Source organism: Ensifer sp. R-19 (assembly GCF_049905105.1).
In the GTDB taxonomy this organism is placed as follows: Bacteria; Pseudomonadota; Alphaproteobacteria; order Rhizobiales; family Rhizobiaceae; genus Ensifer.
In genome coordinates this window covers 1,284,529-1,311,172 of sequence record NZ_CP184569.1, presented here as the reverse complement: position 1 = coordinate 1,311,172, position 26,644 = coordinate 1,284,529, and the positions used below count along the sequence as shown (strand labels likewise).

Annotated in this window: 22 protein-coding genes; 7 read left to right on the top strand and 15 right to left on the bottom strand. The window is 61.4% G+C overall.

The features are described from left to right. Positions 1-338: 338 nt before the first annotated feature. From ACN9MO_RS06455 to ACN9MO_RS06440, 4 genes are all read left to right on the top strand, one after another. Entirely contained in the window at positions 339-1,364 is a 1,026-nt protein-coding gene (locus tag ACN9MO_RS06455) for an amino acid ABC transporter substrate-binding protein (protein ID WP_057255724.1), read from the top strand. Positions 1,365-1,454: 90 nt separating this feature from the next. Beyond that, positions 1,455-2,648, top strand: coding sequence for an amino acid ABC transporter permease (locus ACN9MO_RS06450; protein WP_057255722.1), 1,194 nt, complete (start codon positions 1,455-1,457; stop codon positions 2,646-2,648). Between the two features lie 4 nt (positions 2,649-2,652). Then, the gene (locus ACN9MO_RS06445) at positions 2,653-3,810 is read left to right on the top strand and encodes an amino acid ABC transporter permease (protein WP_058326640.1); all 1,158 of its coding nucleotides are present in this window, start codon (positions 2,653-2,655) and stop codon (positions 3,808-3,810) included. A 17-nt stretch (positions 3,811-3,827) separates the two neighbouring features. Beyond that, positions 3,828-4,604, top strand: a complete 777-nt coding sequence (locus tag ACN9MO_RS06440) for an amino acid ABC transporter ATP-binding protein (protein WP_057255718.1) — start codon at positions 3,828-3,830, stop codon at positions 4,602-4,604. A 70-nt stretch (positions 4,605-4,674) separates the two neighbouring features. Here ACN9MO_RS06440 and ACN9MO_RS06435 read toward each other — a convergent pair whose 3' ends face one another. The 5 genes from ACN9MO_RS06435 to ACN9MO_RS06415 are packed head-to-tail and all read right to left on the bottom strand — an operon-like array spanning position 4,675 to position 13,200. Then, positions 4,675-6,207: a caspase family protein gene (locus tag ACN9MO_RS06435; protein WP_112995904.1), complete on the bottom strand. Its 1,533-nt coding sequence runs from the start codon at positions 6,205-6,207 to the stop codon at positions 4,675-4,677. After that, positions 6,204-7,748 (bottom strand): caspase family protein, encoded by a 1,545-nt coding sequence (locus tag ACN9MO_RS06430; RefSeq protein ID WP_112995905.1) that lies wholly within the window; start codon positions 7,746-7,748, stop codon positions 6,204-6,206. The genes ACN9MO_RS06435 and ACN9MO_RS06430 overlap by 4 nt, the downstream gene beginning before the upstream one ends. Before the next feature lie 2 nt (positions 7,749-7,750). After that, on the bottom strand, positions 7,751-8,653 hold the full coding sequence (locus ACN9MO_RS06425) for an OmpA family protein (RefSeq protein ID WP_112995906.1): 903 nt from the start codon (positions 8,651-8,653) through the stop codon (positions 7,751-7,753). Positions 8,654-8,663: 10 nt separating this feature from the next. Continuing rightward, positions 8,664-11,894, bottom strand: a complete 3,231-nt coding sequence (locus ACN9MO_RS06420; protein WP_113131800.1) for a c-type cytochrome — start codon at positions 11,892-11,894, stop codon at positions 8,664-8,666. 46 nt (positions 11,895-11,940) lie between these two features. Beyond that, complete coding sequence (locus ACN9MO_RS06415; protein ID WP_113131799.1) at positions 11,941-13,200, bottom strand: ferric reductase-like transmembrane domain-containing protein; 1,260 nt, start codon at positions 13,198-13,200, stop codon at positions 11,941-11,943. Between the two features lie 272 nt (positions 13,201-13,472). Here ACN9MO_RS06415 and ACN9MO_RS06410 point away from each other — a divergent pair, with 272 nt between their 5' ends. Then, positions 13,473-14,090, top strand: coding sequence for a GntR family transcriptional regulator (locus tag ACN9MO_RS06410; protein WP_058326669.1), 618 nt, complete (start codon positions 13,473-13,475; stop codon positions 14,088-14,090). Between the two features lie 44 nt (positions 14,091-14,134). On the opposite strand, the gene ACN9MO_RS06405 is transcribed toward ACN9MO_RS06410, so the two are convergent. From ACN9MO_RS06405 to cysG, 6 genes are all read right to left on the bottom strand, one after another. Further along, complete coding sequence (locus ACN9MO_RS06405) at positions 14,135-15,688, bottom strand: acetyl-CoA hydrolase/transferase family protein (RefSeq protein WP_113131798.1); 1,554 nt, start codon at positions 15,686-15,688, stop codon at positions 14,135-14,137. Between the two features lie 256 nt (positions 15,689-15,944). Next, entirely contained in the window at positions 15,945-16,757 is an 813-nt protein-coding gene (locus ACN9MO_RS06400) for a ferredoxin--NADP reductase (RefSeq protein WP_057255702.1), read from the bottom strand. Between the two features lie 144 nt (positions 16,758-16,901). Beyond that, on the bottom strand, positions 16,902-17,402 hold the full coding sequence (locus ACN9MO_RS06395; RefSeq protein WP_057255700.1) for a DUF934 domain-containing protein: 501 nt from the start codon (positions 17,400-17,402) through the stop codon (positions 16,902-16,904). Positions 17,403-17,418: 16 nt separating this feature from the next. Further along, entirely contained in the window at positions 17,419-19,089 is a 1,671-nt protein-coding gene (locus ACN9MO_RS06390) for a nitrite/sulfite reductase (RefSeq protein ID WP_112995910.1), read from the bottom strand. 14 nt (positions 19,090-19,103) lie between these two features. Further along, on the bottom strand, positions 19,104-19,418 hold the full coding sequence (locus tag ACN9MO_RS06385; protein WP_058326649.1) for a DUF2849 domain-containing protein: 315 nt from the start codon (positions 19,416-19,418) through the stop codon (positions 19,104-19,106). A 10-nt stretch (positions 19,419-19,428) separates the two neighbouring features. Next, positions 19,429-20,889: a siroheme synthase CysG gene (cysG, locus tag ACN9MO_RS06380; protein ID WP_113131797.1), complete on the bottom strand. Its 1,461-nt coding sequence runs from the start codon at positions 20,887-20,889 to the stop codon at positions 19,429-19,431. Between the two features lie 231 nt (positions 20,890-21,120). Here cysG and ACN9MO_RS06375 point away from each other — a divergent pair, with 231 nt between their 5' ends. Both ACN9MO_RS06375 and mazG read left to right on the top strand, forming a co-directional pair. Continuing rightward, positions 21,121-21,708: a nucleoside deaminase gene (locus ACN9MO_RS06375; RefSeq protein WP_112995912.1), complete on the top strand. Its 588-nt coding sequence runs from the start codon at positions 21,121-21,123 to the stop codon at positions 21,706-21,708. 5 nt (positions 21,709-21,713) lie between these two features. Further along, positions 21,714-22,547: a nucleoside triphosphate pyrophosphohydrolase gene (gene mazG, locus ACN9MO_RS06370; protein WP_112995913.1), complete on the top strand. Its 834-nt coding sequence runs from the start codon at positions 21,714-21,716 to the stop codon at positions 22,545-22,547. Between the two features lie 84 nt (positions 22,548-22,631). Here the strand turns inward: mazG and hflX are convergent, their stop codons facing one another. The 4 genes from hflX to trkA form a co-directional block, all read right to left on the bottom strand. Next, the gene (hflX, locus tag ACN9MO_RS06365) at positions 22,632-23,957 is read right to left on the bottom strand and encodes a GTPase HflX (RefSeq protein WP_058326653.1); all 1,326 of its coding nucleotides are present in this window, start codon (positions 23,955-23,957) and stop codon (positions 22,632-22,634) included. A gap of 78 nt (positions 23,958-24,035) precedes the next feature. Next, on the bottom strand, positions 24,036-24,278 hold the full coding sequence (hfq, locus tag ACN9MO_RS06360; protein WP_003535434.1) for an RNA chaperone Hfq: 243 nt from the start codon (positions 24,276-24,278) through the stop codon (positions 24,036-24,038). Between the two features lie 109 nt (positions 24,279-24,387). Further along, positions 24,388-25,251, bottom strand: coding sequence for a D-amino-acid transaminase (locus ACN9MO_RS06355; RefSeq protein WP_093232391.1), 864 nt, complete (start codon positions 25,249-25,251; stop codon positions 24,388-24,390). An 11-nt stretch (positions 25,252-25,262) separates the two neighbouring features. Beyond that, a complete protein-coding gene (trkA, locus tag ACN9MO_RS06350; RefSeq protein ID WP_058326655.1) occupies positions 25,263-26,639 on the bottom strand; it encodes a Trk system potassium transporter TrkA in 1,377 nt (458 codons plus the stop codon). Positions 26,640-26,644 lie beyond the last annotated feature (5 nt).

Here is a 26,644-nt window from a genome sequence, read left to right as displayed (position 1 = left end):
GCATGTTCCGCATCTGATTTCGAAAGAGAAACTCTTCGAATGAGCCACAACCGCGGTCAAGTGGCAAAAATCATGGAGCGTCGTTTTGGCCGTCATCGGCCGGTATTTGGCGATTTTTCGCCCAGGGCCCGCCCATTGCCCCCAAAAACTGCCTAACTTTCTGGCTTGTTTCGGGTTTTTCACATGCAAAACCAGAAAATCGGCGGCCTCTCTTGACCCTCATGGAATTTGAGCATGAGATAGCCTGTACTCGCGCCAGGAGGGTGGCGGAGGCTGCACGCGCCAGGAGAGGCGCTGGTGCAGACGGGAACTAACGACAACAGAAAAAGGTTCTAAAAATGGCAAAAAGAATTCTGACAGCTCTCGTTGGCGCCGCTGTCATGGGGATTGGCACACAGGCGGCTTCGGGCGCTACCCTTGATGACGTGAAGGCCAAGGGCTTTGTCCAGTGCGGCGTGAACACCGGTCTCGCCGGCTTCGCGGCACCGGATGCCTCGGGCAACTGGAGCGGTTTCGACGTCGACTACTGCAAGGCAATCGCCGCCGCGATCTTCGCGGATGCCAGCAAGGTGAAGTTCACGCCCACTTCGGCCAAGGAACGCTTCCCGGCGCTGCAGTCCGGCGAGGTCGATGTCCTCGCGCGTAACACCACCTGGACGATCAACCGCGACACCGCGCTCGGCTTCAACTTCCGCCCGGTCAACTACTATGACGGCCAGGGCTTCATGGTTCGCAAGAGCCTGAACGTCAAGTCGGCTCTCGAGCTTTCGGGCGCAGCCGTCTGCGTGCAGACCGGTACCACCACCGAACTCAACCTTGCCGACTACTTCAAGTCCAACAACCTGCAGTACAATCCGGTCGTCTTCGAAAAGCTCGAAGAAGTGAACGCCGCCTATGACGCCGGTCGTTGCGACGTCTACACCACCGACCAGTCGGGCCTCTATTCGCTGCGTCTGACGCTGTCGAAGCCCGACGATCACATGATCCTGCCGGAAATCATCTCGAAGGAACCCCTCGGCCCGGCCGTGCGCCAGGGTGACGACCAGTGGTTCGATATCGTCAGCTGGGTTCATTATGCGCTGATCCAGGCCGAAGATTTCGGCATCACCCAGGCCAACGTCGAAGAAATGAAGAAGTCCGCCAACCCGGACGTTCAGCGCTTCCTCGGCGTCGAAGCTGACAGCAAGATCGGCACCGACCTTGGCCTGACCAACGAATGGGCCGTGAACATCATCAAGGCCGTCGGCAACTACGGCGAAGTCTTTGACCGTAACATCGGCGCTGGCAGCCCGCTCAAGATCGAGCGCGGCCTCAACGCCCTGTGGAACAAGGGCGGCATCCAGTACGCCCCGCCGGTCCGCTAAGCGATTAGCCAAGACTGGGGAAGCGGGTCACCGCTTCCCCATCCAACGATAAAAACACCCAAAGGGTGACAAAGGGGAAAGAGGCATTGCATGGCGATTGGCGTCACAACTACGCCTGAAAAAAGCAAACCGTCGGGGTCGATCATCTACGACCCGCAAGTGCGCGGGATCTTCTATCAGGTACTCACCCTCGTCGTTCTCGCGGCCTTCGTCTATTGGATCGCCGACAATACGATCGAGAACCTCAAACGAGCGAATATTGCTTCCGGTTACGGCTTCCTGAATGGGCGCGCCGGTTTCGACGTTGGACAGTCGCTGATCGCCTTTACCAGCGATTCGACCTATCAGCGCGCGCTTGTCGTTGGTCTGCTCAACACGCTGCTGGTCGCTGTCTGCGGTATTTTCACCGCCACCATCATCGGCTTTGCGGTCGGCATCGGACGGCTGTCGCACAACTGGCTAATTGCCAAGCTGTCGCTCGCCTATGTCGAGATCTTCCGCAACATCCCGCCGCTGCTCGTCATCTTCTTCTGGTACAGCGGCGTTCTGGCGATCCTGCCGCAGCCACGTGAATCTGCGGCACTGCCGCTCAACATGTTCCTCAACAACCGCGGTCTCGCCTTTCCCAAACCGATCTTTGAAGACGGCTCGATGTACACGGTTCTTGCCTTCTTCATCGCGATCGTCGCCAGCTTCTTCGTGGCGCGGTATGCGCGCAAGAAGCAGGAAGCCACCGGACAGCGCTTCCCGGTTCTTTGGACGGCTCTCGGCCTGATCATCGGCTTGCCACTCTTGACGTTCCTCGCCACGGGATCGCCGATCACCTTCGACGTTCCCGTTGCCGGCAAGTTCAACCTCACCGGCGGCTCGGTCATCGGGCCGGAATTCTTGTCGCTGTTCCTGGCGCTCTCGTTCTATACCGCGGCCTTCATCGCCGAGATCGTGCGCGCCGGTATTCGCGGTGTTTCCAAGGGGCAGACGGAGGCCGCGCACGCGCTCGGCATTCGCCCGGGTCTGACGACGCGCCTCGTGGTTGTTCCGCAGGCGCTGAGGATCATCATTCCGCCGCTCACCAGCCAGTATCTGAACCTGACCAAGAACTCCTCGCTCGCCGTCGCCATCGGCTACGCCGATCTCGTGGCCGTCGGCGGCACGATCCTCAACCAGACGGGGCAGTCGATCGAGATCGTTACGATCTGGATCGTCGTATACCTGTCGCTGAGCCTCGCGACGTCGCTGTTCATGAACTGGTTCAATGCCCGAATGGCCCTGGTGGAGAGATAAGACCATGACCACACCCCAGGCAACTTTCGTCCGCGCCTCGATGATCGAGGCTTCCGCACCGCCGATCGCAGAAGGCGGCGTCGTCCACTGGCTGCGCGAGAACCTTTTCGCCACGCCGAAGGATACGGTGCTTACCATCATCGGCGCACTTGCGCTCGCGTGGTTCCTGCCGCCGGCAATCCAATGGCTGTTCCTTGACGCCGCCTGGACCGGTGGAGGCCGTGGCGTCTGCGCCACGGTTGCACAGGGCGGTAGCCAGCCGGAAGGCTGGAGCGGCGCGTGCTGGGCCTTCGTCAACGCGAAGCTCGACCAGTTCGTCTACGGCCGCTATCCGCTCGATGAACGCTGGAGACCGACGCTGGTCGGCATCCTCTTCATTCTTTTCCTCGTGCCGATGGCGATACCGAAGGTCCCTTACAAGGGCATCAACGCCATCCTGCTTTTCGCCGTTCTGCCGCTCATCTCCTTGATCCTGCTTCCGGGCGGTTGGTTTGGGCTGACTTTCGTCGAGACGCCGCTTTGGGGCGGCCTGATGGTGACGCTCATTCTCTCTTTCGTCGGCATCGCCGTGTCATTGCCGCTCGGCATCCTGCTAGCACTTGGCCGGCGATCACACATGCCCGTGATCAAGATGCTCTGCACCGCTTTCATCGAGCTGGTGCGCGGCATTCCGCTGATCACCGTGCTGTTCATGGCGAGCGTCATGCTGCCCCTGTTCCTGCCGCAGGGCGTCACCTTCGACAAATTCCTGCGCGCACTGATCGGCGTGTCGTTCTTTGCCTCGGCCTACATGGCCGAAGTGGTGCGCGGCGGTCTGCAGGCCATTCCGAAGGGGCAGTATGAAGGCGCAGATTCGCTCGGCCTCAGCTTCTGGCAGAAGATGAACCTCATCGTGCTGCCGCAGGCGCTGAAGCTTGTGATTCCCGGCATCGTCAACACCTTCATCGGTCTCTTCAAGGATACGTCGCTGGTGTCGATTATCGGCATGTTCGACCTGCTCGGCATCGTTCGCTTCAACTTCACCGACGCCAACTGGGCCTCTTCGGTCACGCCGATCTCGGGCCTTATTTTCGCTGGCTTCATATTCTGGCTTTTCTGCTTCAGTATGTCGCGCTATTCAGGCTTCATGGAACGCGTTCTCGACACGGCCCATAAACGATAAAATGAGGGGAGGATCGCATGGCAAACGCAGCCACTGCTTCCAAAATGACTGTTTCCGCAACGGATGTCGCGGTTGAAATCACTGGAATGAACAAGTGGTACGGGGACTTCCACGTCCTTCGTGACATCAACCTGAAGGTTATGAAAGGCGAGCGCATCGTCATTGCCGGCCCGTCGGGCTCCGGCAAGTCGACGATGATCCGCTGCATCAATCGCCTCGAAGAGCACCAGAAGGGCAAGATCGTCGTTGACGGCATCGAGCTGACCAACGACCTCAAGAAGATCGACGAAGTGCGCCGCGAAGTCGGCATGGTGTTCCAGCACTTCAACCTCTTCCCGCACCTGACGATCCTCGAAAACTGCACGCTTGCGCCGATCTGGGTGCGCAAGATGCCGAAGAAGCAGGCGGAAGAAATCGCGATGCACTTCCTGAAGCGCGTCAAGATTCCCGAACAGGCGAACAAATATCCGGGCCAGCTCTCTGGCGGTCAGCAGCAGCGCGTGGCGATCGCCCGCTCGCTGTGCATGAATCCGAAGATAATGCTGTTCGACGAGCCGACTTCGGCGCTCGACCCGGAAATGATCAAGGAAGTGCTCGACACGATGGTCGGCCTCGCCGAGGAAGGCATGACCATGCTCTGCGTGACCCACGAAATGGGCTTTGCCCGCCAGGTCGCCAACCGCGTGATTTTCATGGACCAGGGCCAGATCGTCGAGCAGAACTCGCCGGCCGAGTTCTTCGACAATCCGCAGCACGAGCGCACCAAGCTCTTCCTCAGCCAGATCCTGCACTAGGATCGGCAGACGCCTTCACAAGGAAGCCCGTCTCATCGAGGCGGGCTTTTTCTATTCGGATTGCTCGGTCCTATTCAACGCGATAGCGCAAAGTGCCGACGGACCAGTGAATACCGCGGCGGTCGAGGTCGCCAGTCCAGGTCTTCTGCAATCGTGCAACGACTTCGCTTAAGGTTTCCCGCGCGTCCAGCTCGATCTTCAACCCGCGCGCTTTCGGAGCGACGTCAGCCAGATCGATGGCATCGCTGACCACGAGTGCAACGAAGGCACTCTCGCCCTCGCCTGACGCTTCGAAATCGAAGCCATAATAGTCGTCAGGTAATGTCAGAGGCACGTCTGGCGCAAGCGCCGTGATCTTCTGCGCGAACTCGTTCGGGAAGAGCTGCGTCGCCTTGCCCTGGCTGTTCACGTCGAAGAGCAGCAGGTCGCCGCCGGTCCGGCTGGTGACTGTCAGCTTAAAAACGTCGCCGGCCTTCATGGTCGTGGGTCGGTCTATGACGAGTTTCACTTCGCCGGTCTCGGTCTTGCCGAGGATGTCACCGACCGCGTTGACCGCATCGGAGTCCTGATAGGTCGTCGGCGTCCCACTTGGAGCGCTGGATTGCTGGTAAGTCCCCTGCCCGTTGCCACCCGCACCGAGCTTTTCGGGTGCGCTTGCACTCTCGCCAAGCGTCTGCGCCTTGCTTTCCAATTGCGGGTCGAGATTGCCGCATTTTTCCTGCGAGGAGCAGTAAGCGGTCGACTGCACCTTTACGAATTCGAGCAGTTCGGCATTGCTCGTCAAGCCGTTGCCGTTGGCGTCCGCCGCATTGCCGGTCTGGCCAGCGACGAAAGCCGCGGTGAACACGCCGTGCCGATCTTCGACGGGAAGCCGCACATCGTCCCAGGCCACCTGGTATGGAGCGGCCGCGCTCCAGGCGGTCACGCCCGATTCCACCAGCTTCGGCTTATCGACGACGGCAAGATCGATCCTGAGGCCGCGGGTCAATGCCTGCTCAACCGGCTTGGCATGCGGGCGCGGCAGGAAACGAGCGCCCTCGATGCCCGACGAGACGTCGGCGGAAAGCGAACGAGAGATCGTGCCTGAATGGCAGGCATCAATCACCATCGTCACCGCCCGCCCCTGCAGCCGTTCCAGGATCCGGTCGATCTCATCGTCGAGGATCGCGCCTTGCCAGTCCGTTTCACCGGAGACGATATCGACGGGCGCCAGCGCCTCGTCCAGTCCATCCTGCTCGTCGCCATCTGCATCCGTCACCTGAAGGCCGTGACCGGAAAAGTAGATGTAGACGCGATCGCCGGGTCCGGTTGCTTCGACCAGCCACGTGTTCATGGCCGAGAGTATCCCTGATCGCGTCGCCTGCTCCTCCTTCAAAATGCGGATCGAGGACGGGTCGAAACCAAGTTTTCCCGTCAGCAGGCCCTGCATTGCCACGAGATCGTTCTTCGGACCTTTGAGTGCGAATTTTGGCGACAGGCTCGGGTAGCTGCCGACACCGATGAGCAAGGCCCGGTCGCCGGCCACGGCCGGAGCCGCAAGCAAGGCGAGCCATGCCACCACAGAAAGCGCCGCGGTACACCACGACTTGCCACGCGCGCTCATTGGCCCCGGTCCCTCGTGTAAAGCGGTTGGATGGCGATGGTGCTTTCGCTGCCTTCCAACCGTGTTTCAAGGAGGCGCAGAAGCGCTGCGGCATCGAGCTTCGAGTTGGAGAAGGCCGCCGCAATGGCGTCGATCGGCGCATTCGTCGAGATGGCGACCAGGTGATCGGCGCCGAAGGGTTTCACCACCTCCAGGCCCTGAAGCTGAAACGCGTGGCTGCCGGTACCGGCAATCTGCGCATCGAGAAGCTGTGCTTCGCCGGTATTCGCCAGATTGAAAACCAGCATGTTGGCGTAGTCGCCCTGCGCCGCCTTGAAATTCAGCCTGTCGCCTGCCGCGTAGATGTCTTTCAACGGCGTGAGCGAAACGCTGCCGGGGCTCTGCGTCGCCAGGACCTTCAGGAAATCGAGCAGGATAAACTTGTCGACGGCGCCCTGGAGCAGGTCCGACGCGATATGTTCTCCGGCGACATCGCCGTTCGGCGTGTAGAACACCCCGGTGGCAGCATCCCAGCGGTAGGGCACACCATTGCCGCCGAGATTGTTGAGCGGCGGCGCCGTACCGGTGACGCTGAGCGCCAGTTTCCCCGTCCAGCCCATTTCACGCGGCGACTTCAATTTCGCTCCGGCGTCGCCTGTCGCGCCCGCGCCGATGGTCGCGCTTCGCGGCAGGGACAGGACAATCTCCTTGTCGGAGCGCGGCACTTGCGGCGTGAAGTTCGGCATCTGCAGCGCTTCCGACTGAAGTTTGACGTTGGAGAAGACATAGTCCTCGAGCTCGATGCGCGAGATCCGGCCATCGCCGTCGCGATCCGCAGCCCCCTCTATGGCGCGGGCAAAGCTCCAGCTCAGGGCCCCGCGCGGCTCTCCACCGATCACCACTTCCGGCGTCGGCTGGCTTTCGAGCGACGCGGCCAGGATCGTCACGCGAGACAGTTCCGCTTCCTTCACCTTCGCACCCTTGAGCGCCTCTTCGGACGGCGGCGGCACCTTCGCACGCACGATCGGCGCAAGCCGCGTTTTACCGGAAATGGAACGGTTCATGCCGCCGGAAAAGCAACTGTCGGAAAGGAACAGAACCTGAATACCTTTGGCCTCCGCTTCCGCGAACCAGGCGTTCAGCTCGTTGTCGACAATGATCTCCTTGCTGGTTTCTTCCTCGCGGCTCCTGTCGAAGCCGGGCAGTTCCAGGAACTCGTCCAGACCGTCTTCTTCGCTGCCCGCAATCAACTCCGGCATCTGCGCGCCGTGCCCGGCATAGGTGAAGACGATCGTATCGCCGCGGGCTGCACCGGCGACCAGTTCGGTCCAGGCGGAGCGGATGGCGTCCTTCGTCGCCTGCTCATTGATGAACTGCCGTATCGTGTCGACCTTGGCCGCCTTTAGCGCCTGCGCGACATCGCGTGCATCCTTCACTGCGCCGTCGAGGCTCACTTCATGCGGATAGGCATCCACCCCGACGACCAGCGCCGACGTCGCCGCGAGGACGGGGGGCACGGGCAGGACGAACAGCACCGTCGAAAGCAGGATTCTGTGCAACACAACTAGTTCCCCACGTCCACTTCCACCCGCCGGTCGAGCTGGTGCAGCATCGCCTCGTCGTAGGCGCTCGGGTCATCCGGCTTGAACGGCTCTTCCTCGCCCTTGCCGACGGCTGTCCAGGTACCCGGATATCCGGCATCCACAAGGTAATGCGCCAAGGCCTCGGCGCGGGCGATCGACAATGCCTTGTTCGCCTCGGTCGTGCCAACCGGATCGGTATGACCAATCAGCGTGATTGCCGGCGGTTTCGCCGACTTCAGGCATTCGAAAAGATCCTTTGCCGACTGCAATCCCTCGGGCGTGAACTCGGCAGTTCCGAAGACGTAGCGCACCGGGGTGGCCTTCTTCTTGATCGAGACGCCGCGATAGGAGAACTTGCAGGCGCCGCGCGCGGCGAGCTTGACGGGCTTGGTTGCCGCAAGCCGCATCTCCGAGGCCAGCCTGTCCAGCCGCAGGATGTAGTCCTTGTCCGGGGCCATCCAATCGGGCGTCAGTTCTTCGTTCGCGGTATCCTCGATCGCCTGTTGATAATAGGTCGCCGCCGCCTCATAGTCCCGGCGCTCCCGGCTGATGTCGCCGAGCGCATCGAGGATCTGCCACGGGCCGCCGGCGTCTCTGCTCGCTGTCGTCAGATCGCCTTCGAAGCTTTCGAGCTTGGCGCCCTGCCCCACGGCAGCCGCGACACGGTTGAAGGTTACCAGCGCCACGACGCGACGCGTCAGCGCGATCTCGGTTGGCGAGCATCCCGCCGCTCTCTCCGGAGCAGCGGCAGCGCGTGCGGCGGCCTCAGCGCCGCTGTTCAGCGCTTCGGACGCCTGGCGAAGACCATCGCAGGCCATCGCGGGCGCGGCGACTGGCAGCACCATTGCCGACGCGAGAATAAGAGACCGGATCACCTTTGCCATTGTTCGCTCGTCAGTTCCTGATCTCGAAGGTCACCATCTGAACACTGCTGGCCCCAGCATCGCCCTGGGCCTGTTTGGCCAGGTTGATTGCCAGCCCCCTTGTCGGTGGCAACCTCGACCTCGCGACGTAGTCCCGCGCCTTCTCCACGGTGAGCCTCTGATCGCCAAGCCCGCCGACACGGCAGAAGGCCAACATCGACTCGGATGGCGCGGGGGTGTCGAACGTCAGCGTGCCCGTCCCCGGCTGCGGGATAAGGCGCCGTTCGCCCGGCTGCAGGGTGATGTTGCCGATCATCACATCCGGGACGACCTCGACATTGCCATTCTCCTCGACATAGAGGATCTGCAGCTCGCAGGCTTGGTTGGCGCTAAGCTCGAAAGAAAGCTGATCGCCGACTTTCGCCGTCGTCGACTTCACGTTGAGCGCGAGCGCGAGCTTGTTGCCAGCCGCCGCATCCTCCTTGCGATAGGCAGGCACGGCAGCCACGATCGATTGCGGCTTGGCGTCCACCGGTTGCTCGGAACCGGCAACGACGATCGCTGCGGTATCCAGCGGACGACGCTGCAGCAACGGCTCCAGCAGCAAGGCATATTGCTGCTCGACCTCGTTGCGCGGGATCGTTCCGCCTGCTTCAAGCGTCGTCACCCAATCGAGCCCCAGGCGCAAAACATCCGTATTCGTCACGCGCTTGATCGCATCGGAGAATTGCTTCGGCGTCATGTCGAACTCGGCCGCCAAACCGTCAAAATCGAGCTCGTCTTCGTATTTGTCCGCGAAGTAGGTGATGATCTCTGCATCGCCTGGCGCGTGCTTGCTCTGGAGACCGCCATCCGGCGTCGGCTCGGTGACACCCAGCGCCTTCAGCGCATTGACGAAACGCTCGCGGTCGTTCCGATAGGCCTCGTCCAATTCCTCCTGCTTCACATACATGGCGAGCAGCACGTCCTGCTGGTCCTTGCTGAACAGCGTCGACGTCTCGATATGTTCACGCAACTGATCGCGCTTCGACAGAATGCCGTCGGCGTGGCAATCGACGCAGGATCGTGCATTGATGATCTCGACGCCCTTGCCGATCGGCCGCTTGCGGAACGATACGATCGTCGTCGGTCCGACATCGAGTTGCTTGCCCGCCGCATTCGAAAGGTAATAGCCCTGCAGTCCGTTCGGAAGCGAGAAGATCATCTCACCACCGTCGTGCTCAAAAGGCAGCAGCCCCGCGTCGAGGGGAGCGAGTTCCTTCGGCCCGTGCGGGAAGCGCTTCAGCACCTGCTTGCCCAGGTCGCCACCGAAGTCATAGGATTTCCAGTAGTAACCACCAAAGGGCATGTCGTGCCGTTCCAGCATGCGATTGTGGTCGGACACTCCGGATGAGCCGTCGGCGAAACCGGCGCGCAGGACGTTGCACTGGCGAATGTTGTCGGCCACGTCGATCTTGAAGCGCTTTTCGAGTTCGCTGATCTCGGTCGGTAGCCGCATCAGCCGGTTGTAGATCTCCGGCCGGGCGCCATTGCTCATGAACCAGTCGATCCTCATGATCGGCAATTGCGTCGCCGTCTCCTTGGAAAGTGCGGCCAGCGACGCATCGCTCTCAGGGTCGACACCGTAGAAATAGCGCTTGATCAGGAAGTCGTAGTCCGCGGTTTCCCATTGCAGCTCGCGCAAATCGACACGCACGAGCAACCCGTTGGTGCCATCGACTTCGGTCGGCAGGACCAGTTTCGGACCGTAGGAGAGTGAATTCAGCAGTTTCTTGAAGCCGCCGGCGAGCACGTCCATGCGCTTCATGAAGGTCTCGTCGTCCTCGCAGCCCATCATGCCGTTATATTGGTCGCGGTAGGAGAAATAGCGCATGAACGGACGGTCGAGTTCGTTGACCTTGTCGATGTCCTTCAGCGCCGCCTCGACGAACTGGCCATAGCTCTGCATCGGGCGGGAACGGTCGGGCTTGGCCGCCGCCGTTTGCGGCAGGCTCTTCTCACTGAGAGAATTGATCCAGTCCTCCAGCACCTTGATCTCTTCGGCCGAGGGCCGCTTGCCGAGGGGCATGCGGCCGCTAACGACGGTCGTATAGAGGCGTGACTTCGCCGCGTCGCCCGGCGCCACGAAATTGGCATCCGCGCCGATCGAAGCGAGGTCGCCGGCGGGGTAGCTCCCCTGCGAACTTTCGCCCGGCCCGTGGCAGTTGCGGCAGTATTTGCCGATGAAGGCATCCGCCTGCTGTGCCAGAGCCGCATTGTCGCCACCGAGCGCTTCCGCTGCCGTGTTTTCTTTGCAGACGGCGGTCACAGATTGCGCCACCGGCGCCGGCGCCTTCACCTCGCGGTCGGAGAGGAAGGCGTAGATCGCCCGGCGGTCTTCCTCCGTCAGAACGCTCAGGCCCTTGGCGATGCGCCGCATCACGGGATCGCTGACCGGCGCGCCCGAGAGTTTCTTGCCTTCGTCGATCAGGCCCCTGGTGAACACATCGGGCGAAGCAAGCCCCGCCATCTTCGCCTTGCTGATATCCGGGGCGACCGCACCCGTCAGATCCTTTTCACCCTGGTAGGCGCGCTCCAGATCGAGCCCGTAGGTGGTGGTGCGCGGGGTGTGACAATCACCGCAGCCGCCGACGTTCTCGACAAGGTAGCGGCCGCGCTCGGCTTGCGTCTCCTCCCGCGGCTGATAGCCCGGCACCGTGAAGTGACTGCGCTTCCACAGCGTGATCGTCGTCTGACGACTGAAGGGGAAGGCGATCTCGTGTTCCTTCGAGGCGGCGTCAGACCGCGGCAGTGTCTCGATATAGGCCTTGATATCGAGCGCATCCTCCGGCTTCATCCCGCCATAGGATGTATAGGGCATGACCGGATAGAGATTGTTGCCCTCCCGGTCGAGACCGACCAGCACCGCGTTCAGAAACTGGGCGTTGGTCCAGCCGCCGATGCCGTTGGCGTGGGGCGAAATGTTCGGCGCATAGAATGTGCCGATCGCCGTGTTCATCTCCATGCCGCCGGAAAGCAATTCGGTATTGTCGCCGGATCCGTGGCAGGCGCCGCAGCCCGCGGCATTGAACACGTATTTGCCATTGTCGACATTGGCCTTGTAGGTCGAAAACGCGTCGTCGGCGAAGGCGTCGCGCGCTTCGGCAAGGGCGGGACAGAGCAAGACGGCGGCGGCCAACGCCGCCAACGAGAATGCCAGTGGTCCCCGGCCGAGGCCGGCTCTTGGCGAAGCACTCTCTCCTTTTGCCTGCAGACCGCGCATGAAAGCCTCTCCCTAAAACAATAGAATCGCTACTGAAATCTGCTGTCTATCGAAACTGAAATTGCTCGAATTCGACCCGACGCGGCCTCTTGCCAAGATCTTTCAAGCCCTTGACGATTGCTTCCCTCAGTGGCGGCGGACCGCAGAACCAAAGGTCGGCCTCCGCCGGATCGATCGCGCTTCCGGTCGCCAGCTTGGCAGCGTCCAAGCGCCCGTCCACGGAAGAATCGTGCAGGACAAAACTGAAGTTTCCGAGCTTCTGCGCCTGCCCCTCGAAGGTCTCCAGGCCGATCGCTTCTCGCCTGTCGCGCACGCAGTAGACCATGTGAATCTCCTGCCCTTCATCGCCCTTCAAGTGCCGGGCCATTGCCAGAAACGGCGTGACGCCGATGCCGCCGGCGAGCCAGATCTGCTTCTTGCCGCCGCGGCGATGGTTGAAGCGACCATAGCCGCCTTCGAGCTTCAGCCGATCACCGACCGCGACACCATCGCGCAGCGCCTGCGTGTAGTCGCCGAGCGGCTTGATCGCGAAGCGGACGATACCGTCAGCCTCGATGCCGGCGATCGTAAACGGATGCGGCTCGCGCAGGCCCGGCTTCATGACACGCAGGAATCCGAACTGGCCCGGCTTCGCTCGCATGGGCCGTCCGACCGGTCGCGCCGTGATCATCGTCGCTCCGTCATGCTTCGCCACCTCGAAAACTTCGTAGCCGCGGGTTCTGAGCCACGGCAGAAGCTGGGTGTAGGCATAGCTCAGGATGCCGAGCGCGGCGAAGGCATTGAGATAAACCGCCAGAAGTGCCGTGCCGTCATAGGGACGTTTGATGAACATCTGATGGAAGGCGACGAGAACGAAGAGCAGGCCGATCAGACGGTGCGTGTAGCGCCAGAGATGGTAGGGAATCTCGATCTTCGTCCTCGGGATGATTTTGACAATGCTAAGAACAAGTAGGATGACAAAACCATAGAACGCGTATTTTCCCGCAGAAGCAGCCAGCTGGTTCAAACCGCTCGTCAGTGCCAGGCCCTTGAAGTCCGGTTTCAGGAAATAATGGATGAGGATAAGGCACAGCACCGAGATGCCGATCCTCCGGTGGAAGTGGTAGACGCGATCGAGCCCACCGAACAAGGCTTCGACGAAAGGCGGGCGGGTCGCCATGAACTGGGCGATCGCCATGCCGACGAAGGCAGCGGACGACGCCATCAGCGAGAATGTCGTCAATGCATTGGTGTGGCTGACCGCCGGTACGGCCAGCAGCCCTGCGAGCACCATCAGCGACCAGACCAGAAACGCGCCCACTTGCATCTTGCGCCCCTCAACGCCGACGTCAGACGGTTGTTGCCAAGGGGAAGACTGACAAGCCCCTTACCATTCGTCAACATCAATCCCCTTGGAAACGGCCTATGAGCTTCCTTTATTCATGCCTTTGAAATTTGTGATATTTGAGCGACCGCTTAATTATATTTCTCAAGGCTCGCATCAGCTTGAGGGGCGATACAGAGATGCGACGATCGCCTTGCTTGCCTCCTTCTGAAAAATTGTGCAAGCTCCTGATATATCAGAAGCAAAGGAACGGCATGTCACTGCAATCCCATGCTCACCTCGCCTACCTCGCGCTCGAACGCCTCATTGTTACACTGAAGCTCGAGCCCGGCGCGCTGGTCACCGAGAGGCAATTGATCGAGCTCGCGGGGCTTGGCCGAACGCCGGTTCGCGAGGCGATCCAGAAGCTTGCCTGGCAGGGCCTGATGGATGTGCGACCACGCGTCGGCCTGCAGATCACCACGATCCGTCCCGACGATCAGGTCCATGTCATGCAGGCCCGGCAGAAGCTGGAGCCGCTTGCGGCCGCTCTGGTAGCGACACACGCGAGCGCCGATGACAGAAGTGCGATGAAAGCCTGCGGCGCGGAGATGGCCGCCTGCCTCGACTCAGGCGACATGGAGGGGTTCCTCGTGGCCGATAAGACCTTCGACGAACTGATGGAGGAGGCCTGTCCCAACCGCTTCCTGACTGCGGCGCTGGCGCCTTTGCAGACGCATGCGCGCCGGATCTGGTTTGCATCGTCCTCACCGGAGAAGATGGTGGGATCCGTCCGCCGCCATGTCATCGTGATCGATGCGATCGAGAGGGCTGACGCTCCAGGTGCGTCTGCAGCCATGACGGAGTTGATGAACTATCTCTCAGACGCCTGAAGATGCTTGAATGAACTCGAAGAAATCATCGCAAATACTTGCTTTCACAGTGATTTCTTCGCTTCAAATCCTTCAAACCACGCAGTTGGCATCATGCTTCCGGTCTTCAGGCGTCGTACATGCCAAGCGAAAGCCTCCTCAAGGATGTGAGGCGTCTGGCCACCGCGGGTCGCGACCGCACGTTCGAAGTAGTCTAGGAGCAATTCGCGGTAGGCCGGGTGGCAACAGTTGCTGATAACGACGGGCGCACGCTCCCGTGGCGCCAGCCCGCGCAGATCGGCAAGTCCGTGCTCGGTCACAAGAATATCGACGTCATGCTCCGTGTGGTCGACATGGGACACCATCGGCACGACGGACGAGATGGCGCCGCCCTTGGCAACCGACTTGGCGACGAAGATGGACAGGAAGGCGTTGCGGGCGAAATCGCCAGAGCCGCCAATGCCGTTCATCATGTCGGTGCCGCCGACATGGGTCGAATTGACGTTGCCGTAGACATCGAATTCGAGCGCCGTGTTGATGCCGATGACACCCAGGCGGCGAATGATCTCCGGATGGTTGCTCACCTCCTGCGGCCTGAGGACCAGCTTGTCCTTGTACGCGCCGATGTTGCGGAACACCCGATCGGCCCAAGCGCTGCTCAGCGTCATCGACGATGCCGAGGCGAAACTCAGCTTACCTGCCTCGAAGAGCTCGAACGTGCTGTCCTGAAGCACCTCGCTGTACATGCGCAGATCATGGAACGGACTGTCGACGAGACCGCTCAGCACTGAATTGGCAATGACGCCGATGCCGGCCTGCAGCGGATTGAGCGTCATGTCGAGGCGGCCTTTGCGCACCTCTTCCTGCAGGAAGCCGATCAGGTGGCCGGCAATCGCCATGGTCTCGGCATCCGGCGGCGATATGCGCGCAGCGCTGTCCTCTTTCTCGGTGATAACGATGGCGACGATCTTTTCGGGATCGACCGGGATATAGCGCGAACCTGCGCGGCTGTCGCAAGCAACGACCGGGATCGGCGTGCGGCTCGGGCGCTTCGCTGGAATGTAGATGTCGTGCAGGCCTTCGAGCTCGGGGCTATGGCTGAGATTGAGCTCGACGATCACCTTCTTCGCCAGGATCGCGAAGCTTGCGGAGTTGCCGACCGATGTCGACGGCACGATGCCGCCATCCTCGGTAATCGCCACCGCCTCGACCACCGCATAGTCGATCGGGCTGATCTGTCCGGAGCGCAACTGCTCGACGGTTTCCGAGAGATGCTGGTCGATGAACATCACCTCGCCACGGTTGATCGCGGCCCTCAAAACGGGATCGGACTGAAACGGCAGGCGCCGGGCAAGGACACCGGCTTCCGTCAGCGTCCTGTCGATGTCGTGACCGAGCGAAGCGCCGGTCAGCAGCGTGATGCGAAACTTCTCGCGCGCCGCACGTTCGGCCATCGCGAGCGGAACCGCCTTGGCATCGCCCGCCTTGGTGAAGCCGCTCATGCCGATCGTCATGCCATCTTTGATGAGCGCGGCCCCCTCTTCCGCCGTGGCGATGCGATCACGCAGTGGCCTGCAGCGAATCCTGGTCTCAAGGCTTGTTCGAATATCGCCGCTCATCGGGCACTCCCTGCAGAGCCCGCGGGGCTCACATCAGGACGGCGCGGGCTTGGTTCTGGTGCGCTAAATCTGCATGGCTGCACGCACACGTTATGAAGTTTTACGGAGGCACGATAGCCCTTGGCGAAGCTGCGCGACACGCAGAATGGACAGGGCCGAGCTACCGCAAATGCATAGCTCCACCACGCATCGCCACAAACGACGAAGGGCGCACCCAAGGCGCGCCCTTCAAACGATAAGACTGCACAAAAAAGGATCAGCCGACGAAGGCCCGCTCGATCACGAATTCGGCCGGCTTGTTGTTGGCGCCTTCGGTCAAGCCCGCAGCTTCGAGGATTTCCTTGGTGTCCTTCAGCATCGCCGTCGAGCCGCAAATCATGCCGCGATCGATCGCCGGATCAAGCGGCGGCAGGCCGAGATCGGAGAAGAACTTGCCGTTGACCATCAGGTCAGTGACGCGGCCCTTGAACGGATAGTCCTCGCGCGTGACTGTCGCATAGTGGCGCAGCTTGTCGCCGACGATCTCGTTCAGGAACTCGTGGTTGCGGATCTCCTCGACGAGGTCGAAGCCGTATTTCAGCTCGGCTACGTCGCGGCAGGTATGGGTGAGGATCACTTCCTCGAATTTCTCATAGGTTTCCGGATCACGGATCAGGCTTGCGAAAGGCGCAATGCCGGTGCCGGTCGAGAACATGTAGAGCCTTCGGCCGGGAACCAGCGCATCGAGCACCAGCGTGCCGGTCGGCTTCTTGCGCATCAGCACCTTATCGCCGGGCTTGATCCCCTGCAGATGCGAGGTCAGCGGGCCATCCGGCACCTTGATCGAGAAGAACTCCAGCTCTTCGTCCCAGGCAGGGCTGGCGATCGAATAGGCGCGATAGACCGGCTTGTCGCCCACCATCAGGCCGATCATCGCGAATTCGCCCGAGCGGAAGCGGAATTCGGCAGGGCGGGTCATGCGGAAGCGGAAGAGCCGATCCGTATAGTGCTCAACGCTCGTCACCGTCTCGACGTAAACGCCTGCCGGTGCCTGGATCGCGAAATCTTCCGTTTTTGCCGGAGCATTCATCTGGCTAAAGTCCTGTAATGATGACCCTGTTTATCAACAATGATCGGATATTCCAAGCCACGCGCAATGGGAAGGAAATCCCTTCCAAATATAGTCGCTTTCGGGGATTTCCGCGTGCTTCACACTGTCGCGGCTGATCGAGACTTAAGAAACCCGCCGCCAGCTATAGGATTTCGCGTCGGCGGAAGGCTTTGCCGTCGGCTGGTAGTGCACGGCGATGCCCGGCAGGCGTCCCTCTGCTAGGCGCTTAAGAGCCGTCGCATTGCTGACCGCAAAGCTGTCGACACCACAGCGCAGCATCAGCGGAATCTGGTCGATCAACACGTCGCCAACCGCTCTCACCTCACCGCCGAAGCCGAGCCGCGAACGCAGCAGCGACGCATGGCTGAAGGCGCGGCCGTCGTTGAAGGCCGGGAACGCCACCGCCACCAGGGCGATGCGATCGAGATGCGGCGCGAGCTTCGTCACGTCGTCCGCCGGTGCTATCACCACGCCGAGGCCGGTTTCGTCGCTCGTCTCCACCTTGGCGAGGAATGCGTCGAGGCCGACGATCGCCTTCTCGTTCGAGCCTGCCTTTGTTTCCTCGGTCTCGATGATCCAGGGATCATCGCCCACGAAGCCGGTTTCCTTCCAGATTTTCGTCATGTTCGTTCCTTGCGCTTCAGGCAGCTTCCTGCGCACTGCCGTAGAGCGCGTCCTTGAAGGGTTGCGGGCCGACGCGGCGATAGGCTTCGAGGAAGGTCTCTTGCCTGTCGCGGCGCAGTCCCAGATAGGTGTCGACGATCGTCTCCACCGCGTCGGTCACCTTCTCCGGCTCAAAGCCGCGGCCGATGATCTCGCCGATGGACGTGTTCTCGTCGCCGGAGCCGCCGAGCGTGATCTGATAAAGTTCCGCACCCTTTTTCTCGACGCCGAGCAGGCCGATATGGCCGACATGGTGATGACCGCAGGCGTTGATGCAGCCGGAGATCTTGATCTTCAGCTCGCCGATCTCGGCCTGGCGCTCGGGCGAACCGAAGCGGGTCGAAATCTCCTGGGCCACCGGAATGGAGCGCGCATTGGCGAGGGCGCAATAGTCCAGCCCGGGACAGGCAATGATGTCCGTGATCAGGCCGGCATTGGCGGTGGCGAGCCCTGCGGCGACCAGCGCACGGTAGACCGGCTCAAGATCGGCCAGCGCCACATGCGGCAGGATGAGGTTCTGCTCATGGCTGACGCGGATTTCGTCGAAGGCATACTCCTCTGCGATATCGGCAACGGCATCCATCTGCGCGTCGCTGGCGTCACCCGGAATGCCGCCGATCGGCTTCAGCGAGATCGTCACCATGCCGTAGTCCGGGTGCTTGTGCGGCTGCACGTTCTGCTGCACCCAGCGGGCAAAGTCCGTATCGGTTTTCTTCCAGCGTGCAAGGCTTTCCCAGCCCTCGGCGCGGTTTTCGAGGGTGGGCGGCGCGAAATAGGTGGAGATCGCCTGAATGTCGGTTTCCGGCAACTTGAGCTCGGTGTCCTTCAACGCCGCGAACTCGACTTCGACCTGGCGCGACAGTTCCTCGGCACCGGTTTCGTGCACGAGGATCTTGATGCGCGCCTTGTACTTGTTATCGCGACGGCCATGCAGGTTGTACACGCGCATGATCGCCGTCGTATAGGACAGCAGGTCCTCTTCCGGCAGGAAGTCGCGGATCTTCTTGGCGATCATCGGCGTGCGGCCCTGGCCACCGCCGACATAGACGGCAAAGCCGATGCGGCCGTTCTCGTCCTTCTTCAGGTGGAGGCCGATATCGTGGACCTGGATCGCGGCGCGGTCGCGCTCGGCACCGGTCACGGCAATCTTGAACTTGCGCGGCAGGAACGAAAACTCCGGATGCACGCTCGACCATTGTCTGAGGATCTCGGCGTAAGGCCTTGGATCGGCAACTTCATCGGCAGCCGCACCCGCGAAGTGATCGGCGGTAACATTGCGGATGCAATTGCCGGAGGTCTGAAGCGCGTGCATCTCGACGCTTGCCAGTTCCTGCAGGATATCCGGCGTGTCCGACAGGCGCGGCCAGTTGTACTGGATGTTCTGGCGCGTGGTGAAGTGGCCGTAGCCGCGGTCATACTTGCGCGCGATATGGGCAAGCATGCGCATCTGGCGGCTCGACAGCGTGCCATAGGGAATGGCGACGCGCAGCATATAGGCATGAAGCTGCAGGTAGACACCGTTCATCAGGCGCAACGGCTTGAAGGCATCTTCGGCGAGCTCGCCGCTCAAGCGGCGCTCAACCTGGTCGCGAAACTGCTCGACGCGGGAGGAAACGAAGGAATGATCGAATTCATCGTAACGGTACATCGGTTATCGGTTCCTCAGGCAGCGTGTTTCGGGCCGGCCAGGCCGTTGTAGCCGGCAGCATAGGGGATCGACGGGCCTTCGGCGCGGATACGCTCGCGCATGCGCAGGGGCCGAAGCGTGCCGTTGACCTCTTCGACATCGACGACGTTGGCGTCGACGACCTTGTTATCCTCAAAAGCCTGTTTGCCCGTGGCTTCGAGCGCCGTCACGGCCTCGGCATGGCGGGCGATGAAGGCATCCTGCAGCGATTCGACCCAGTTGCCTGCGGCATCCAGCCAGACGGAAATGCCGTCCGAAAGTCGATTTGCCGTCAAAACCTTGCTCACCATGACCTCTTCCTCAGTTCAAAATCTGTTCGTTACGCCCCAGGGCGACTTCAACGATTCTCTTGGCATCGCGTGCCTTGCCGACGACCAGCGGCTCGGACCGCTCGAAGTTGGCGCCGGCGACGGCATCGCCGATGATGACCATCACGGGACCCGAAAGCTCAGTCCGGTTTTCCAGGTCCGGAAGGTCCTTGAGCGTGCCATGCAGCAGGCGGCGATCCGCGCGGCTGGCATTCTCGATGACTGCGACCGTGGTTTCCGCAGGCAGACCCGCCTGCATCAGACGCCCGGCGACGGAGGCAGCGACCGTGCGGCCCATATAGACAGCGATCGTCGCGCCAGAAACGGCAAGCCGCGCCCAATCGGGTAGGACCTCGCCAGTCAGATCGTGACCTGTCGTGAAGACCAGCGACGATGCGACACCCCGAAGCGTCAGCGGCAGTTCGAAATCAGCGGCAGCGGCAAAGGCGGACGTGATGCCCGGAACAATATCATAGCTGATACCGGCTTCGCGCAGGGCCGCCATCTCCTCACCGGCGCGGCCATAGACCAGGGGATCCCCGGATTTCAGCCGAACCACGCGCTTGCCTTCGGCGGCGAGCGTCACGAGCAATTGATTGATCTCACCTTGAGACTTCATGTGGCAGCCCTTGCGCTTGCCGACCGAGAGACGCTCGGCATCGCGGCGGCCCATGTCGACGATCGCCTGCGGCACCAGCGCATCATAGACGATCGCGTCGGCTTCCATCATCACGCGCTGAGCGCGCAGCGTCAGCAGGTCTTCGGCACCCGGACCGGCGCCAACGAGCCAGACGTGGCCCGGAGCCTTCTCGGGCGCATCGAGCAGACGTGACGCCTCACGGCGGGCAGCCGCCAGATCGCCACCGGCGACCTTATCGGCGACCGGGCCCTGAAAGAACCGGCGCCAGAAGAGCCGACGCGCCACGCCACGCGGCACCAGGCGATCAACCGCCTCGCGGTAGCTTGCCGCGAGCGAGGCGACGACTCCGAGCGACGGCGAAAGAAGCTGGTCAATCTGGGCGCGGATCATCTGCGCGAGCACAGGGCCCGCACCTTCCGTACCGATGGCAACGGCGACCGGCGCGCGGTTGACGAGAGCGGGGGTGAAGAAATCGCAATAGTCGGGCTGGTCGACGGCGTTGGCCGGGATCTTGCGCTCGCGCGCGGAAGTGACAATACGGCGATCCTCCGCGCCGTCGCCGGTTGCAGCGAAAACGAGGATGGCGCCGTCAAGCTGCTCGGCTGCGAAGGCAGCCCGAACATGTTCAACGCCGCGGTCGCGCAGATACTGTGCAAAATCCGCTTCAGGCTCATCGGCAAAGACGACGAGAGACGCTTCCGTGTTCAAGAGCAGCCGCACTTTGGCAAGGGCCTCGTCGCCATTGCCGAACACCGCCACGCGCTTCTGCGCAACGCGAAAGAATGCTGGGAAAACGGCGAGCTGCTGCGTCATGGTCTGGCAAACGGTTCCTTCTACAGGCTGCGCCGAATATCCCGCATGGGGCACGACATTTGAAGGAACAGAAATTTCATTGCCTTTCCGGGCACGTATTGTTTTGCTCGGCGGTGCATCATTTTGAGCAAATATCTCCGAGGTCACCAAAACGCCTGCCCTTCCGCAGCCATTGCGCCGCGGGGGCAACCTCCGTTAAATGCGGTCACTGACCCGCCGGAGATGCAAGACATGACCCATTCGGACCTCGCCGAACGGCTTTTGACCGTAATCGAGCAAGATATCCTGCCGCTCACCGAAAAGGGTGTCGCCGCCGGAAACAAGGTGTTCGGCGCCGCGATTCTGCGCAAATCCGATCTGTCGCTGGTGCTGGCCGAAACCAACAACGAGACGGAAAATCCGCTCTGGCATGGCGAGGTCCACACGCTGAAGCGCTTCTACGAGATGGCGGATAAGCCCGATACCCGCGACCTCATCTTTCTGTCGACGCACGAGCCCTGCTCCATGTGCCTTTCGGCCATCACCTGGGCCGGCTTCGACAATTTCTATTACTTCTTCAGCCACGAAGATTCGCGCGACAGCTTCGCGATCCCGCATGACCTCAAGATCCTGAAGGAAGTCTTCCGGCTGGAGCCGGGCGGCTATGCGCAGGACAATGCCTTCTGGCATTCGGCCTCGATCGCCGCGCTCGTCAGGGATGCCGACCCTGTGACCAAGGCGCGGCTCGCCGAACAAGATTCGCGCATTCGCGCCCGCTACCAGAGCCTTTCCGACAACTACCAGTCGGGCAAGGATCACAACGCCATTCCGCTGAACTGAGATCCATGGAACCTTCACGCGATATAAAACGCCTGCTCGATATCATGGCCGCGCTCCGGCAGCCGGAAACCGGTTGCCCCTGGGACATCGTCCAGACCTTCGAGACGATCAAACCCTACACGATCGAGGAAGCCTATGAGGTTGCCGATGCCATCGAGCGCGGCGACATGCACGACCTCTGCGACGAACTCGGCGATCTGCTGCTGCAGGTGGTGTTCCATGCCCGGATGGCGGAGGAAGCCGGCGACTTTGCCTTTGGCGACGTCGTCGAAGCGGTGACGCGCAAGATGATCCGCCGCCATCCGCATGTCTTTGCCCGCTCCGAGGCCGATACGCCTGAAGCGGTCAAGTTGCAGTGGGACGAGATCAAGCAGGCCGAAAAGGCTGAGCGGCAGGAAAAGCGCGCCAAGCGCGGCCTTCTTCCGGACTCCGCCGCAAGCCATCTCGGCTCGGTCCAGCGCTCGTTTCCGGCACTGGTCGAGGCCCTAAAGCTGCAGGAACGGGCCGCCAAGGTCGGCTTCGACTGGTCGGAGCCCGAGCCTATTCTCGATAAGATTGAGGAAGAGATCGGCGAATTGCGTCAGGCGCTGCGCGAAAAGGACCGCGCCAAGGTCAGCGATGAACTGGGCGACGTGATTTTTGCGGTGGTCAATATTGGCCGTCATGTCGGGACCGATCCGGAAATGGCCCTTCGCGGCACCAACACCAAGTTCCGCCGCCGCTTCGCCCATATCGAGCGCGAACTCGGCGACGCCGGCGAGACGCTGGATGGCGCGACGCTCGAGCGGATGGAAGAGCTTTGGCAAGCGGCGAAGGCGATCGAGCGGCAACTCGGCTAAGGCAATCGGGAACGCATATATCCTATGCGTTCCCTCGCGCGAAAGCTGAGGTCAACAGTGAGCGAATCGGAGGAAGGCGCAGGCTTACCAGTCTTCCTCAACGGGCTTTGGCCCGTTTCCGAGGCGGCGTTCCAGATCGGCGGCCTCGTTTTCGGTCAGCCTGAGTTCAAGGCTCACACGCCCGTCCTCCAGGTCCTCACGGCCGTCGACGATGGCGTGCTGATAGACCCAGGGCAGAAGCTGCAGCTGATCGATGCCGAGCACGACGGTGCATTCGGTCAGCACGCCTGACAGGCGGCGACCAATTTCGCCGAGCAGCTCATCGACGCCCTCGCCGGTGATGGCGGAAACGGCGACCGTGTTGCCCGAGGTTGCCGCCTTGCTCTGCAGCGCCTCACGCGATTCGGCGTCGAGCCGGTCGATCTTGTTCCAGACCTCGATGAGCCGTTCGGAGGCTTCCTTCTCGTCGATGCCGAGATCGGCGAGAATGCGAAGCACATCGCTTGCCTGCGCCTGGTTGTCCGGGTCGGAGAGATCGCGCACATGCAGGATCAGGTCCGCTTCCAGCACCTCTTCAAGCGTCGCGCGGAATGCGGCGACCAAGTGCGTCGGCAGATCGGAAATGAACCCGACCGTGTCGGAGAGGATGACCATGCGGCCATGGGGCAGCTTCAAGCGCCGAAGGGTCGGATCCAGCGTCGCAAACAGCATGTCCTCGGCCAGAACGCCCGCCCCAGTCATGCGATTGAAAAGCGTGGACTTGCCAGCGTTGGTGTAGCCGACGAGAGCGACGATCGGATGCGGCACCTTCTTGCGCTTTGAACGGTGCAACTGCCGGGTCCGGCGGACCTGCTCCAATTCGCGCTCGAGCTTGACGATGCGGTCCTGCAGCAGGCGGCGGTCCGCTTCGATCTGGGTTTCACCCGGACCGCCCATGAAGCCGCCACCACCGCGCTGACGCTCAAGGTGCGTCCAGCTTCGGACCAGGCGGCCTTTCTGGTAATTGAGATGGGCGAGATCGACCTGCAGCGTGCCTTCCTTGGTGGAAGCGCGGCGACCGAAAATCTCCAGAATGAGGCCGGTCCGGTCGATGACCTTGGCGTTCCATTCTTTTTCGAGGTTGCGTTGCTGCACCGGCGTCAAGGGATGGTCGACGATGACGAGGCCAGCATCGAGATCAACGAGAATATGGCCGATTTCCTCGATCTTGCCGCTGCCGAGCAGCGTGCCTGGCTTGGGCTGCGACACCGGAACGATGACGCCATGCACGACTTCCAGATCGATCGCCATCGCCAGACCGGTCGCCTCTTCAAGGCGACTTTCGTCAGTACGCGTCGTTGTCGTCGAGAGGATCTCTGCGGACTGCCTTCCGGTCTTTTTCAAGACCGGAACGATGACGACCGCGCGCATGTCGTCGCGGAGCTTCTCGAGCTCCGGAATGATCGACGACGACTTTGAATCTCGCTTGGTAATGTGCCTAACGTCCCGTCAGGATGCAGCTTCTTCGTTCTCGAACATCTGCAGCGGCTGGCCGGGCATGATGGTCGAAATTGCGTGCTTGTAGACCAATTGCGAATGGCCATCGCGACGCAACAGGACGCAGAAATTATCAAAAGACGTCACGACGCCGGTGAGCTTGACACCGTTGATAAGAAAAATTGTCAATGAAATCTTTTGCTTGCGGACCGTGTTGAGAAAGAGATCCTGCAAGTTTTGAGAACGTTCCGCCATCGCGCCGCTTCTTTCTTATTTGCCGGCGTTTCGCGCCGGTGCATTTTTGTCGATATCTGCAATCAGAGGCGCCACAAGTACCTTCCCCGACACCTCTTTAAGTTTGGTATCAAATCAATGTCTTTTCCGCAACGCCGAAAAAGGCTTCACGAATATTCTGTGCTATGCTTCCCGGATGCCCATTGCCGATCGGTCTGCCGTCCACCGAAATGACCGGAAAGCAGATGCTGGTGGCAGCGGTAATGAAGACCTCGCGCGCCGCGAGCATTTCCTCGACTGAGAACGCTCTCTCCTCGACCTTGAGCCCAAGTGGCCCCGCCACATCCATCAAGGTGGTGCGGGTGATTCCCTTCAAGATTCCGTGCTCGGCCGGACGGGTGCGCAGGGTTCCGTCGCCATCGACGATCCAGACATTGGTCGCGGCGCCCTCCTTCACCGTGCCATCGGCGTCGACGAAAATTGCCTCCTGAGCACCCTCCTCCTTCGCCTTCTGGCGGGCGAGCACGTTGGGAAGGAGCCCGACGGACTTGATGTCCACCCGGTCCCAGCGGTTTTCCGGTACGGTGATCGCCGCGATCCCTTGCGTCGCCTTTTCGGCGATGGCCTCGGCATCGGTGCGCTTCGCCGTCACCACGATCGTCGGCATCGTCTCCTTGGCCGGAAACACATGGTCACGGCGCGCCACGCCGCGCGTGACCTGGATATAGAACAGACCATTCCGGACCCGGTTGCGCCGAACCACCTCTCGGATCACATGCACGAGCGCCGCCCGGCTCATCGGCCGGTCGATGCGCAGTTCACGAAGCGAACGGTCGAGGCGATCGAGATGCCGGCTGAGATCGACGATGTAACCATGGCGTATCTCACAAACTTCGTAGACGCCGTCCGCAAATTGATAACCGCGATCCTCGATATGGATGCCGGCGTCGGCATGCGGCACGTAGGCACCGTTGACATAGGCAATTCTCGGCATGGATCTCGGCCCTAGAAGTACTGGATGCTGACGCGGAAAAGCTGTTCGACGTGCCGTACGGCATCGGCGGTGGCAAAGAGCACAACACGGTCCTTCGCCTTGATCTTTGTATTGCCGTCCGGGCGAATAAACGTCTTGTCGCGATAGAGTGCACCGATGCGGATGCCTTCGGGAAGATCGAGGTCACGCAGGGCTCTGCCAACGAGCGGCGAGGTTTCCAACGCTTCGGCCTCGATCACCTCGGCCATGCCCTTCTGCACCGCATACACGGAGCGAATGCGCCCCTTGCGGACGTGCTGCAGCACGCGCGAGATGGTCACGGCACGTGGGTTCACATAGGCGTCGACGCCAGCCGTGCCGGCAAAATCCTGATAGGACGGCTCGTTGATCAGCACGAGCGTCGACTTGGCGCCCAGCCGCTTCGCCATCATGCTGCCGAGGATGTTGATCTGGTCGTTGTTGGTCAGCGCCACCACGAGATCGGCATCCTGAACGTCAGCTTGTGCCAAAATCCGCTGATCCATCGCCGAACCGTTGAGCACAACGGTGTTGCTCAGCTTATCCGCCATCACCACTGCCCGGTCGCGATCGCTTTCGATCAGTTTCACCCGGGTCCGCGGCTGATGCTCCTCGATGGCCTTGGCAACGAAGTAGCCGACATTGCCGCCACCGAAGATGATGATGCGCCGCGCTTCCTGCTCCTCATGGCCGAAGAGCGCCAAGGTCCGGCGGGCGTGGTCCCGGTCGCAAACGACATAGGCGATATCGCCGGCCTGCAGCTGGTCATCCGAATGCGGCACCATGACCTTGCCGTTGCGGAAGATGCCGGTGACTGTTGCAAGCAGATCGGGGAACAGTTCGCTCAGCTGCTGCAGTGGCGTGCCGACGACCGGGCAATCTTCCAGGCACTCGAAGGCGACCATGGCGATGCGATCTTCGGCGAAACGCACGACATCGATCGCCCCCGGAAAGGATATGCGCCGCAGCACCAGCCGCCCAACCTCGACTTCGGGCGAGATGGTGACGTCGATCGGCACGTTCTCACGCGAGAACAGGTTCGAATACTCGGGCGCGAGATAGCTTTGCGCCCGGATGCGCGCGACCTTCGTCGGCACGTTGAAGATCGCATGGGCGACTTCACAGGCGACGATGTTGACCTCGTCGGAGAGCGTGACGGCAATCAGCATGTCGGCCTGGTCGGCGCCGGCCTTGGCCAGCACATCCGGATGCGCGCCGTGGCCGACATAGCCGCGCACGTCGAGGCTCTCGGTGATGTTGGCAATCAGCGTCGCCGAGGTATCGATCACCGATACGTCGTTATCTTCCTGCGCCAGCCGCTCGGCAATGCCGTACCCCACCTGGCCCGCACCACAAATGACTACCTTCATGTCGT